At 68.1% G+C, this 12291-nt stretch carries 11 protein-coding genes; 5 read left to right on the plus strand and 6 right to left on the minus strand.

All coding sequences use genetic code 11. The features are described 5' to 3' along the window. Positions 1-91 precede the first annotated feature (91 nt). Complete coding sequence (locus tag A5697_RS12470) at positions 92-745, plus strand: PadR family transcriptional regulator (RefSeq protein ID WP_068010672.1); 654 nt, start codon at positions 92-94, stop codon at positions 743-745. Here A5697_RS12470 and fadD1 read toward each other — a convergent pair. From fadD1 to A5697_RS12485, 3 genes are all read right to left on the minus strand, one after another. Next, positions 684-2327, minus strand: a complete 1644-nt coding sequence (fadD1, locus tag A5697_RS12475; RefSeq protein WP_068010674.1) for a fatty-acid--CoA ligase FadD1 — start codon at positions 2325-2327, stop codon at positions 684-686. The genes A5697_RS12470 and fadD1 overlap by 62 nt on opposite strands. An 82-nt stretch (positions 2328-2409) precedes the next feature. Then, positions 2410-3180, minus strand: coding sequence for an SDR family NAD(P)-dependent oxidoreductase (locus A5697_RS12480; RefSeq protein ID WP_068010675.1), 771 nt, complete (start codon positions 3178-3180; stop codon positions 2410-2412). A 32-nt stretch (positions 3181-3212) separates the two neighbouring features. After that, positions 3213-4043: an alpha/beta fold hydrolase gene (locus A5697_RS12485; protein ID WP_068010679.1), complete on the minus strand. Its 831-nt coding sequence runs from the start codon at positions 4041-4043 to the stop codon at positions 3213-3215. A gap of 66 nt (positions 4044-4109) precedes the next feature. Here A5697_RS12485 and A5697_RS12490 point away from each other — a divergent pair, with 66 nt between their 5' ends. Then, entirely contained in the window at positions 4110-4718 is a 609-nt protein-coding gene (locus tag A5697_RS12490; RefSeq protein WP_068010681.1) for a TetR/AcrR family transcriptional regulator, read from the plus strand. On the opposite strand, the gene A5697_RS12495 is transcribed toward A5697_RS12490, so the two are convergent. Then, the gene (locus A5697_RS12495; RefSeq protein WP_082953365.1) at positions 4713-7745 is read right to left on the minus strand and encodes an RND family transporter; all 3033 of its coding nucleotides are present in this window, start codon (positions 7743-7745) and stop codon (positions 4713-4715) included. The genes A5697_RS12490 and A5697_RS12495 overlap by 6 nt on opposite strands. 130 nt (positions 7746-7875) lie before the next feature. Here A5697_RS12495 and A5697_RS12500 point away from each other — a divergent pair, with 130 nt between their 5' ends. Then, positions 7876-8520, plus strand: a complete 645-nt coding sequence (locus A5697_RS12500) for a TetR/AcrR family transcriptional regulator (RefSeq protein ID WP_068010685.1) — start codon at positions 7876-7878, stop codon at positions 8518-8520. A 14-nt stretch (positions 8521-8534) separates the two neighbouring features. On the opposite strand, the gene A5697_RS12505 is transcribed toward A5697_RS12500, so the two are convergent. Next, a complete protein-coding gene (locus tag A5697_RS12505; protein ID WP_068010688.1) occupies positions 8535-9479 on the minus strand; it encodes a PHB depolymerase family esterase in 945 nt (314 codons plus the stop codon). Between the two features lie 74 nt (positions 9480-9553). On the opposite strand from A5697_RS12505, the gene A5697_RS12510 reads away from it, so the two are divergent. Beyond that, on the plus strand, positions 9554-10039 hold the full coding sequence (locus tag A5697_RS12510) for a MarR family winged helix-turn-helix transcriptional regulator (protein WP_068010690.1): 486 nt from the start codon (positions 9554-9556) through the stop codon (positions 10037-10039). A gap of 49 nt (positions 10040-10088) precedes the next feature. Further along, complete coding sequence (locus tag A5697_RS12515) at positions 10089-10358, plus strand: DUF4242 domain-containing protein (RefSeq protein ID WP_067945742.1); 270 nt, start codon at positions 10089-10091, stop codon at positions 10356-10358. A gap of 5 nt (positions 10359-10363) precedes the next feature. On the opposite strand, the gene A5697_RS28645 is transcribed toward A5697_RS12515, so the two are convergent. Then, a partial coding sequence (locus A5697_RS28645; RefSeq protein WP_369806108.1) for a LuxR C-terminal-related transcriptional regulator occupies positions 10364-12291 on the minus strand: 1928 nt, incomplete at its 5' end.

The raw sequence follows: 12291 nt of genomic DNA on the forward strand, positions 1-12291 counted from the left end.
CTGCGGATCGGCATGCGCGTGCAAGTGCAGTTCCACGCCGTCGGCCCCGATGTCACGCTGCCGTACTTCACCGGCCAGAAGTAGGCCGGTCATGAGCCCCCGGCGCACCAGCAACGGCCTCCCGGTGACCGCCTACCTCGTGCTGGGTGTGCTGGCCGCCAACGACGAGCAGCTCACCGCCGGCGAGATCAAGATGCGCGCCGAGCTGTCGGTGGGCCACTTCTACTGGTCGCCGTCGGTCAGTCACGTACGGCGCGAGCTGAACCGCTTGTTGGCCCGCGGCATGGTGAGCGAAATTGGCGCCCAATCCGGCAAGCGGGCGATCACGCTCTACGAGACCACCGATGCCGGGCTCGACGCGCTTCGCCGGTGGGTGCAGCACTTCCCGGGCGACGACCAGGTCGTCATCAAGCACCCCGTCATCCTCAGAACTTGGCTGGCTCGCGGCGAGGACCCCGAACGCATCGTCGACACGTTGGACCGTCATCTCGAGGCGACCCGGGCGCGGCTGGACGAGGCGTTGTGGTCGCGGCAGCGGTCGCGCGAGCTCGGCATCAGCGACGACCCGAACCAGCGCTTCTCGTTGGCGGTGCTGGACTACGCGATCCGCGGTTTGTATGCGGAGATCTCCAATATCGCGCAGTTGCGCGACGAGATCGCCGCCGGCACAACGCGGGATCCGGTCAGCCGGGTGCGACGGACGAAGGGCCAGATCCGACGGCGGGTGTCCGGGAGTCAGAGCTAGGCGTCGCGACGGCATAGGCGGTCCCGCGCGGTTCGCGCTCCCACAGCACTTCCCCCGCGGCGACATCCGTTCCCTCGGCGATCAATTGTCGCTTGAGCACCTTGTGGGTGGCGGTGCTGGGCAGGTCGGTGGCGATGCGAACGTAGCGCGGGCGGGCCTTGGGGGACAGGTCCGGCTGAGCGCCGAGGAACGCTTCGAAGGAATCGGGGTCGAGGGTGTGCCCTTCGTTGAGTACGAGCGCGGCCATCACCTGGTCGCCGACGCGCTCGTCCGGGACGGCGTACACCGCGACGCGGTTGATTGAACTGTGCCGCAACAGGATCCGCTCGATCGGCGCCGCGGCAAGGTTCTCCCCGTCCACCCGCATCCAGTCGGCGGTGCGGCCGGCCAGGTATATCCAGCCCTCGGAGTCGCGGTAGGCCAGGTCGCCGGACCAGTACATGCCGTGGCGCATGCGCTCGGCGTTGGCGTCCGGGTCGTTGTAGTAGCCGGTGAAAAAGCCCGAGCCGGCCGTGTTGACCAACTCGCCCACGGCCTCGTCGGCGTTGACCAGAGCGCCGTCGGCGTCGAAGCGTGCGACCGCGCACTCGGTGACGGTGTCGCTGTTGTAGATCGCCACCCCGTCGATCCCTTTGCCGATCGAGCCCTTCGGCGTGCCGGGTTCGCGGATCACGATGACCGCGTTCTCGGTGGAGCCGAAGCCGTCTTCGACCTGCACGTCGAAGCGCCGCGCGAACTCCTCGATGTCCTTGTCGTTGGCTTCGTTGCCGAACGCGACCCGCAGCGGATTGTCGGCGTCGTCGTCGCGTTCGGGCGTGGCCAGGATGTAGGCGAGCGGCTTGCCGACGTAGTTCATGTACGTCGCGCCGTAGTGGCGGACGTCGTCGAGGAAGCTGCTGGCCGAGAATTTGGCCGGCACGATCGCGGCGCCGGAGACGACCGCGGGCGCCCAGCCCGCGACGACCGCGTTGGAGTGGAACAGCGGCATCGACACGTAGCAGGTGTCCTGCCCGGAAAGCGCAAAGCGCTCAACCAGGTTGACGCCGGCGAACGTCGCCATCAGGTGTGACACCTGCACCGCCTTCGGGTTCCCGCTCGTTCCCGACGTGAAGATCATCATGAACGGGTCCATCGCGGTCACCTGCCGGTGCGGCACCAGTTCCCCGGCATCCTTGACGAATTCGGTCCACTGCGGCGTCGAGCTGTCGAGGATCTGCGTTCCCTCGAGGTCCAGCCCGTCCAGCAGCGACCGGTGTTCGGCGTCGGTGACGAGGAACTGGCAGTGGGCGCGCCGGACGTCGGCCGCGAGTGCCTCGCCGCGCCGGGTGGTGTTCAGTCCGCAGAGGACGTAGCCGCCGAGGCCGGCCGCGGCCATCTGGCTCAGCATCTCGGGGTTGTTTCCCAGTAGGGCGCCCACGTGCATCGGCCGGTCTCGATCGGCGGCCGATATCAGGGCGGCCGCCCGTGCCGCCGCACCCGCCAGGTACTTACTCCAACTCCACTGCAGGGCACGGTGTTTGATCGCGACCCCCGAATCGGACAAGCGCTTGCGCAGTAGCGCCTGAATCGTGTCCTCAGTCATCGGTCTCAAATCACCTTCACTATGCCTAGCCTGCGAGACGAGACGGTCCGTCTTATGGTAGCGGCGGCGGGTCGCCGTCCCGTTATCCGCCCACCATCATCAGGCCGCCATCGACCGCCAGCAGCTGACCGGTGATGAATCCCGAACCGGGACCGGCCAGAAAGACCAGCATCGGGCCGAGATCCCGCGCGGGATCGCCCAACTTTCCACCCATCGGAATCATCATCTGCATCTGCTGGTCGATGAATACGCTGGCGTCGGGACCGAGGAACTCGCGCAGCCGGTCGGCGCCGGCCGTCTGCACCGCCGGCGCCAGCGCGTTGACGGTGATCTTGTCGGGCGCCCAGGCCTTGGCGGCCGACCGCGTCCACGCCTGGACCGCACCCTTGGTGGCGGCGTAGACCGCCGAGATCGGGCTGCCCATCACGGCTTCCGACGAGCCGAAGTTGATGATCCTGCCGCCCTTGGGGTCCTGGTCCTTCATCACGGCGTAGGCGGCCTGATTGGTGAGGATGGTCGCCTTGACGTTGGTGTCCAACAGGAACGAGATCTCGTCGACGCCGATGTAGCCGGGAATGCCGGCCTGCCACAGCCCCGCGGCGTTCACCAGCACGTCGAGTCCGCCCAAGCCCTCGGCGGCTTGCCGCACCATTGCCGAGACGGCGTCGGCGTCGCGCACGTCGCACTGCAGCCAGCTGGCCGCGAGCCCGTCCGGCGGCGGCGTCTGGTGATAGGTGGCGGCGACCTCGGCCCCGGCCGCGCTGAGGGCTCCCACGGCGGCCGCGCCGATGCCGGTCGCTCCGCCGGTGACCAGGATCCGCCTGCCCCGCAGTGGTGGCGTCGTAGCTGACATGCGCAAGACGCTACCGCCGGCGGGGCGGGTGGTTACGTGCGCACCGCGATCGTCGACAACAGGTCGGCGAGCCGGTCCGGCTGGTCGATCATCGAGAAGGTCCTGGCACCGGTGATGACCTCGAGGCGGGCGTTCGGGATGGTGGCGGCCAGCCGGACCCCGTCCTCCTGCTCGAAGAACACGTCGTCGGCCGACCACGCGATGAGGGTGGGCTTGTCGAACTCGGGCAGGCGGGCGGCCACGCCCGCCGTCACCTCCGTGCGCATCGAGAGCGTGAACTGGCGCAGGTCTTCGGCGATGCGGGGGTCGGACAGCCCCGGCCGCACCCACGCCGCGGTGAGGTCGTCGATGTTGCGGTGCGCCAATCCGTCGAACGCGCGCTTGCGCGCCGCGGGCACACGCATGGCCTGGGAAACGGCCCGGAACGTCGTCCTCGACTTGGCCGCCAGGATCACCGGCTTGAGGATCGGCGGCGGAAAGTGTTCGAACGCATCGCAACTCGTGAGCACCAGCGCGCCGAGCCGCTCGGGGTGGTGCACGGCCACGAGTTGCGTGACGACCCCTCCGGTGTCGTTGCCCACCAGCACCACGTCCTCGAGGTCGAGCGCGGTCAGCACGTCGGCGACCATCCCCGCGACCCCGGTGATGGTCCGATCGGCGCCGCGGCGCAACGGCTCCGGATGCGCGCCCAGCGGCCACGTCGGGGCGATGCAACGCAGCCCCCGGTCGGCCAGGCGTTCGCTGACCTGGCGCCACAGCTGGCCGCCCATCATGTATCCGTGCACGAAAACGACGGGCCTGCCGCTTTCGGGTCCGATTGCTTCGTAATGGATGGTTCCGGCACTAATGTCGATCGTCGACATAGAGAACTCCTACCTCGGAATACATTTACAAACAGGCTGTCTGTTCGTAAGTTACCAACAGGTTGTATGGAAAGCAAGAGACGGACTCAGGAAGAGCGCTCCGCGGCGACCCGCGACGCGCTGATCGCGGCCGCCCGCAAGCTGTGGGGGCTACGAGGTTACGCGGAGGTCGGAACGCCGGAGATCGCGGCCGTCGCGGGCGTGACGCGCGGCGCCATGTACCACCAATTCGCCGACAAGGCAGCGCTTTTCCGCGAGGTCGTCGAGGCGGTTGAGCAGGACGTGATGGCGCGGATGGGCACCCTGGTGGCCGAGTCCGGTGCGACCACACCGGCGGACGCGATCCGTGCGGCGGTCGACGCGTGGCTGGAGGTTTCCGGGGATCCGGAGGTGCGTCAGCTGATGTTGCTGGACGCCCCGAGTGTGCTGGGATGGGCGGGTTTTCGCGACGTCGCGCAGCGGTACAGCCTGGGCATGACCGAACAGTTGATCAGCGAGGCGATCCGGGCCGGCCAGTTGGCCAAGCAGCCCGTGCGGCCGTTGGCGCACGTGCTGATCGGTGCGCTCGACGAGGCGGCCATGCTCATCGCGACCGCCGAGGATCCGAAACGCACGCGCCGCGAAACGCGGCAGGTGCTGCACCGGCTGATCGACGGCATGCTTACGGGGTCATGAGGCGCTGAACCGATGGGGCCACCAGCTTCGCTCCCGCAAGAGCGTCGCGATGGCGGGAACGGTGAGCGTGCGAACGACGAACGTGTCCAGCAGCAGCCCGCAGCCGATCACGAACCCGGCCTGAACCATCATGTCGAGCGATCCGATCATGAGCCCAAACATGCTGGCGGCGAAGATCAGTCCCGCTGAGGTGATCACGGAGCCGGTACTGGTGACGGTGCGGAGCACGCCGACGCGCATGTTGCCGCTGGACTCCTCGCGCAGGCGCGAGATCACCAGCATGTTGTAGTCGGCGCCTACCGCGATCAACAGGATGAAGGCCAGGAGCGGGACGGGCCAGGCGATGGCGTGGCCGAAACCGTATTGGAACAACAGCACTCCCAAGCCCAGCGCACCGAAGTAGTTCAGTATGACGGTGCCCAGCAGGTAGAGCGGGGCGACGACGGAACGCAGCAGCAGGATCAGGACGACGCCGACGACCAGCAGGGTGGCGGTGGCCAGCCGGGTGAAGTCCGCGGACAGCAGTTGTTGGAGGTCGGAGTTGACGGCGGTGAAGCCGGCCACGGAGATGGCGGCGCCGGCCAGCGAGGTGTTGGGCAGGGCGGCGTCGCCCGTGTCGGTGATCTTGCGGTTCAGGGCCATCGCGTCGGCGGAGTAGGGGTCGTATGAGGAGGTGACGGCGAACCGGGCGGTGCGCCCGTCGGGGGAGATGAAGTGCCTTGCCAGGTCGCTGAATTGGCGATTCTCAAATGTCGTCGGCGGCAGGTAGAACCCGGAGGCGGCGTCCGATCCCGAGGTGGCGTGCGCGGCGTTTCGCAGCTGCGCGGCGATCTGGCCCATGCCTTCGAGTAGCCGAATGTTGTTGTCGGCGAGAGTATGGACCCCGCCAGCCAGTGCCTGGGCGCCCCAGGCGAGTCGGCTGACGCCGCCTTGCAGGCGGTGGATGTCGCCGATCAGGTCTGCCGGGTCGCCGGTCGCGCCGAATGCCTGCTGCATGGTGGCGGCGGCGTTTTGGATATCGGTGAGCGTGCCGGCGAGGGTGGTGGTTTGGCTGAACTGATCGCTGAGTCCGCCCACCTGGTCGAAGAATCCGCCGTTGCGCAGCGTGACGAGCACTCGGCTTTCGTCGCGCAGTTGCGCGCACTGCGGCGTGGTGGCGCACCAGGGTGAGGCATTGAGGCCTTCGACGAGTGGTTCGATCGCCGCGATGGCGCCGGCGGCTTGTTGGGCCAGGGGCCGCAGTCCCGCACCGGTGTGCACGGCTTGATCCACGGCCGGTGCGGTGGCGTTGAGTTGTTGCAGCAGGGGCCGCGCGCCCTGCAGGCGCTGACCTTTGCTTCCGGCCTGGTCCAAGAGATCGGTCAGCGGTGTGAGCGCACGCCGCAGCATGGTGTCGAGTTGGCCCAAGCCGCCCGCGAGTTGGTCGGCGCCGTTGGTGAGCTTGGCGAGGTCGTCCCTGTGGGCTTCGCCATCGGCGACGGCACCGGCCATCTTGTCGCCGATTTGCCCGTTCTGCCAAGACAATTGCGCTTGGTCGAGCCGGTTACCGGTTGGGCGGGTGACACCGGAAACCCGGGTGACCCCGGGTAGCTGGGCCACCCGCGAGGCCAGCGCGTCGAGGTCGGCGAGGCCTTTGGCGGTCCGCATGTCGGTGCGGGATTGCACAAGCAGGAATTGGTTGATGACGGTGTCCTTGGGGAAGTGCCGATCCAACAGCCGATAACCGTGGTTGCTGGCGGTGCCCGCGGGTTGTCCCTTGCGGTCGTCGTAGCTGATCGTCATGGTGGCCACCACGCCGGCCAGGGCCAGCAAGACCACCAGGCTCGCGGCCAGCACGGGCGCCGGCCGTCGTACCACCATGACGGCGATCCGGTGCCAGTACTGGCGAGATAAGTCGGCACGGGGCTCGGCGATGCCGCGTTTGGCCGCCAGCGCCAATAGCGGTGGGAGCAGCGTGATGGTGGCCAGGAATCCGATCAACACGGCAACGGCGCATGCGGGGCCGACACCCTGGAAGACGCTCAGGCGAGCGAACACCATGGAGGCCAGCGCCAAAGCAACCGTGGCCGCCGACGCCAAGATGACGCGCCCGATGCTGCCGCAGGCGCGAACGATGGCTTGTTCGGGGGAGTTTCCGTGCCGTCGTTGTTCGTGATAACGGCTGATCAAAAACACGCTGTAGTCGGTGCCGGCGCCCAACAGAACCGCGGTCATGAACGCGATGGTGAATTGCGATACGGGAACGCCGAATTCACCGAGCGCCGATAGAACGCCTCGGCCGACGGCCACGCTCGCGCCGATGACCAATAGCGGCAACAGGGCGGTGGCCACCGACCGATATACCAGCAGCAGGATGAGCCCGATGAGGGCGGCGGTCGCGATCGAGATGAAGAGCAGCTCGTGTTCGCCGGAGCCGATCTGATCACGGAACGTCGCGGCCGGGCCGGTGACGTAGGCGGTGGTCGACGACCCGCTCACGACCGAGGAGACGTGCGCGCGCACGGCGTCGACCGACTCGGCCGCCTTGGGGTCACCGAGGGTGCCGGCGATCCCGATCGGCAGGAACCACGCCTTGCCGTCTTCGCTTACCGCGCGGCTTCTGGTGGCGGGCTCGGCGAGTAGATCCTGCACCAGCAGAACGTGAGTTCTGTCGGCGCGCAGCCCGGCCACGAGGGCGTCGTAGCGTTGCCGCGCCGGTGGGGTCAGCCCGGCGGGGTCTTCCATCGCAACGACGATCGAGGTCTTCGCGCCCCGCTCGTCGAACGCCGCCGCCATGCGATCGAGCGCTCGAAACGACGGCACGTCACCGGGCAAGAGCTGGACCGACTGCTGGCGCACGACCGTCTCCAGCTGTGGGAAGGCGATTGCGAGAATCGCCGCCACGCCGATCCATGTGCCGATCACCCACGCCTTGCGCCGGACGGCAAGTCCGCCCAATGCGGCAAGACGCGCACTGTATTCACCGGTGCGCTCGAGATGGGCCTCGGCCCGTCGGCGCGCGCCAACAAAACCCGTTCGCGAAAAGATCCCCTGTCGCACCGCTCCCCCTATGATTGATTTGGTGAAGCAGTTCACCAAACCATGTTGGTGAGATCCTTCACCAAAGTGGGCGGCGGGCGCAAGTCCGCGAGCCAACCGAAAAGGAGCTGGTTCTCGAATGGCAGTGCATCGCGGCCTAACCGCTGATCAGCGGCGTGAACAGCGTCGGGGGCAGCTCATCGAGGCTGCTTTCGACATGATCGCCGAGCACGGGGTCAACAATCTCCGGGTGCGCGCCGTCAGCGCAAGCGCGGGGCTGAACGACCGCTACTTCTACGAGAGCTTCCGCGACTGCCACGAGTTACTGATCGCGACTTTCGAAGACCAATTCAGCCGGGCATTGACCGGGATCATGGCGACCGTCGCGGAGTCGCCGCACGAACTCGAGGCCCGCGCCCGCGCCGTCATCGAGTTCGCATTCGGCTTCATCGATGAAGATCCCCGGCGCCCGCGGCTGCTGATCGAGCTGCAGACGTCCGAAGCGCTCGCCGGCCGTCGGGACGAGGTGATCGACGTTCTCACCCAGGTCATGGTCGGGCAGGTGCGGGCACTGCTCGGCGAGGCCGCCGGCACCGACGACAACGTCATGCTGACCGCGTTGACGGTGGTGGGCGGTCTTCTGGAGCTGATCAGCCAGTGGTACCGACACCACATCGCGGTCAGTCGACCTAAGCTCATCGAGTTCATGACGGCGCTCGTGGTCACGACGACGGACATCACCGGCGCGCTCGAACGCCGTCTTACCGCGGAAGATCACTCCTGAAGCGGGACGCGCACCTAGCGGTGGTTCTGGGCGAAGAACTGCCAGATGGTGCTGGTGGCGTCCAGCGCCGCCGAGGGTGGTGGGATGCCCGCGACCTTCTCGGCGAGGGGGCTGGGTTCACCGCCCGGCCATTGGTGGCCGGCGCCGGCCACTGAGATCAACTCGACGGTGCGTCCGTCCGCGCAGCCCGCGATTTGTGTCGTCACGTCACCGGTGGTGCTCGAGTTCGGCGCTCCGCACGCGTCAATCGCGCGCCAGGTCGCATTCACCGACTGCGCCGACGGTCCGTCGACGCGGGCAGTTCCGTTGAGCGCGAACGCCTTTCCGGGTCCGCCGTCGTAGGGCACCCTGTCGTCGGCCGTGCCGTGGATTTGCAGCACCGACGTTCGCCGCGCCTGTGAGCAGTCGGTCAGTAGCGTGCCCGCCACCGGGGCGATCGCGGCGAACATGTCCGACTGGCAGCCGAGCCGGAGCGCCATCATGGCCCCGTTCGACATGCCGGTGACATAGACGCGCGCCCGGTCGATGGGGATCCCTTGCTCGATGGCGCCGACCATGGTCGTGATGAAGCCGACGTCGTCCGCGCCGACCCGCTGGGGTTCGCCGCAGCACGTGCCGGCGTTCCAGGCGCGGTTGATGCCGTCGGGGTAGGCGACCAGGAAGTGCCCGGCGTCGGCCTCGGCGTCCCAGTGGTACGCGCGCTCGGCCTGCTGACCGGTTCCGAAGCCGCCATGCAGCATCACCACCAGAGGGGCCGCATCCGCAATTCCCTGGGGCCGGTACAGGTGAAAGGTGCGGCTGACACCGCCCGACGCGACGCTCTGGGTGGACTGCCCGACCGGAATCGGTTGCGAGCCGGGCGTTCCCAGCGCGTGGCCGCCGCCCAAGCACCCGCCGAGCACGGCGGCCAGGACGGCGACGAGGCAAACGCTGATGGCCCGGGCGCGGCGCGATCGCATGAGGCCATCGTGGCAGCCGGCGAGGATTTTGACAAGTTACTTGTCAATCGCGCTGCGGGTGGCACACTCTTCCCATGCGGCGCCCTCTGCATCCGGACTGGCAACCCACCGTTCCCGCGCTGGTGAACCTGGTGGCCGCGTCCGGGGCGCCACGGTTGCGGGCGGCGTTTGCCGCGGCGGGACTCGACGGGATCCGCCCGGCGCAAGCGGTCGCGCTCGTACCGTTGGCGGCCGGCGGGCTGCACGCGTCGGATCTGGCCGATCGACTCCAAGTGAGCCGGCAGGCGGTCGCCCAGGCGATCACCGGATTGGAGCGACATGGCTACGTCACCCGCGTTTCCAACCCGCTGGACGCGCGAACCCGAATCATCGAGCTGACGCCGCGCGGCCGACAAGCATTGCACGTAATGCGCTCTAGCGCAGTCGAATTGGAGCGGCAGTGGGAGCAGGCCCTGGGGCGGCAGCGATTGACCGAACTCCGTGAAACCCTGCAGATGTTGCTCGCGGCTCAGACCGAGGCGGCGGGAGAACAGCCGCCGCCGGAAATTCCCATGTCTTGATCTTCGCCGACGGCCTAGGCTCGACCCAAGACAGTGAACAGGAGGCGCCGTGCCCATCTTCATGGTCGAGCGCAACTTTGCCGAGGAACTCGAGCCCGGCCTCGAGGTCGCCGACGGTATCAACCGGATCAACGACCTGGTGGGCGTTCGCTGGATGTACTCGTTCCTGTCGGCGGACAAGCGCAAGACGTATTGCCTGTACGAGGCGCCCTCGCCGGAGGCCATCAGGTCCGCGGCCGCGCGGGCGGGCCTGCCCGCCGACTCCGTCGTCGAAGTGAAAGAGCGCCTGATGCCGGACGGGGCGTTGTCCGACATCTGAGGGCGCTAGCCGAGCAGCTCGTGGTCGGCCGCGTACATCGCCGCCTGCGTGCGGTTGGCGGCCCCGGTTTTGATCAGGATGTTGCGCACGTGGTTCGCGGCGGTGTTGGTGCTGATGAAGAGGCGTTCGCCGATCGCGCGATTGCTCAACCCCTCGGCGAGCAGCCGCAGCACCTCCACCTCCCGTTCGGTGAGGCCGTCCGGCCCCACCGGACCCGCGGCCAATACCGAATCCGCCAGGTCGACGACGCGGGTCTGCCCGATCGCAGCGGCGATTCCGCGCGCCTCGTCGGCCAGGCGCCGGGCATCCTCAGTGCGACCACACGACGCGGCGAACACCGCTTGCCGGGCCAGCGTCTCGCTGACATGCACCACCGAGCCCATCCGGCGGTCCATCTCGAGCGCGGCGGCGAAGTGCCGCTCGGCGGCGGCACCGTCCCCGCAGAGCGCCGCCATCCGGGCCAGATATCGGTCAGCACTCCCGAACAGCGCGACGAACTGGCCGGCCACCAAATTCTTTCCGGCATAACGCGAGACGAATGGGCGCAGCGCGTGGACCGCTTCGCGGTGGGAAAGCCCTAACGCCGCCTCGACCATGAACACCAGCTCCATCGGCCACTGCGCATCCTCGAGGCGGTCGCCGAGGTTGCGGTTGAGCAACTGATTGAGCGCACGGTTCATGCCGCGTTCGCACTGCAACTCGGTGTAGAGGGCAAGTAGCCCGGGCACCCAGCGGCCGGTGAACGTTTCACTGCCGTCGATGAAGCCACCGAACCTTTTCAAGTCGCCGGTCTCGCGGCGGATCATGAACATCTGGACGCCGTTCGAGCCCTCGGTGTCGTCGGAGCCGAACAAATCGCCTGTGCGCAAGGCGATGTCGGCCCATCGTTCGGCGCCGGTGAAGTCACCGCGCAGGTAGGCCAACGCTTGTTCGATGCACGCGCCGACAAAGCCGAAGGCGGGTTGACCGCAGCTTTGGGCCGCGCGCCGCATGTCGGCGGTCGCTGCGGCCAGGCCGTCGGGCCGGCCGGCCAGGTAGCTGACCATGGCGTGGAAGTGCGACGCCGCACCCAACGACTCGTAGTCGCGGCGCGACAGCGCCATGCCCGATACCTCGGCGGCGCGCTCCGCCTGGATCTCGCTCATCTCCGGGGTCAGGCCTTGCCAGAGGCTCGTCTTCAACGTATGCAGCAGCACCGCCTCGTCGCCGACAACCCGCGCGCGCTCGATCGCGTCGGCGCCGACCTCGCGGGCCCGCTCCGCCTCGCCGGCGAAGGCCAGCGCGCGCCCGAAGCTGCCCAGCGCCTGCACATAGCGCGAATCATCGGCATGCAACCCGCACGATTCGAGCGCCGCCGCCAGCAGGTCGGCCGCCTTCGAAGTCGACTGCCCGGGACGCCAATTCGCTTCCTCGTAGCCGACGGCGGCCTCCAGCCGCATCAGCGGATCATCCATCGCGCCGATGCGTTCGTAGATGGTCCGCGCCCGCACGAAGAACCCGGCGCGCACGTGGTTGGCGGCCGCGTCGAGGTGCAGCCTGGCCCGCTCCGCGAGGGTGAGCTCGGGAAGCGAGGCGGCCCGCTCGAACCACTTGGCCGCATCCTCATAGGCCAGGCTGTGTTCGGCCATCCGCGCCGCCCGGCCCGCATACCGCAACGCCTGCTCGTGGTAGCCGAGCACGTGGGCCATCAGGAAGTGGTTGGCCAGACGGGGGACGAGCGAGGGGTCGGCACGTGCCTCGAGGGCCTCGGCGGCGCGCGCGTGCATGATCCGCAGCCGAGATGCCGCCATCCCGCCGAGCACCGACTCCCGGGTCAGCGCGTGCACGAACGCGAACTCGCCGTCGGAATCGGGCACCGCGCGCACCAGCCCGACGGCCTCGGCCGAATCGATCGCCGCCAACGTCGCCCCGACTTCCGTGTCGCAGGTCGAGA

It is taken from the genome of Mycobacterium sp. E3251 (assembly GCF_001666835.1).
Classification (GTDB): domain Bacteria; phylum Actinomycetota; class Actinomycetes; order Mycobacteriales; family Mycobacteriaceae; genus Mycobacterium.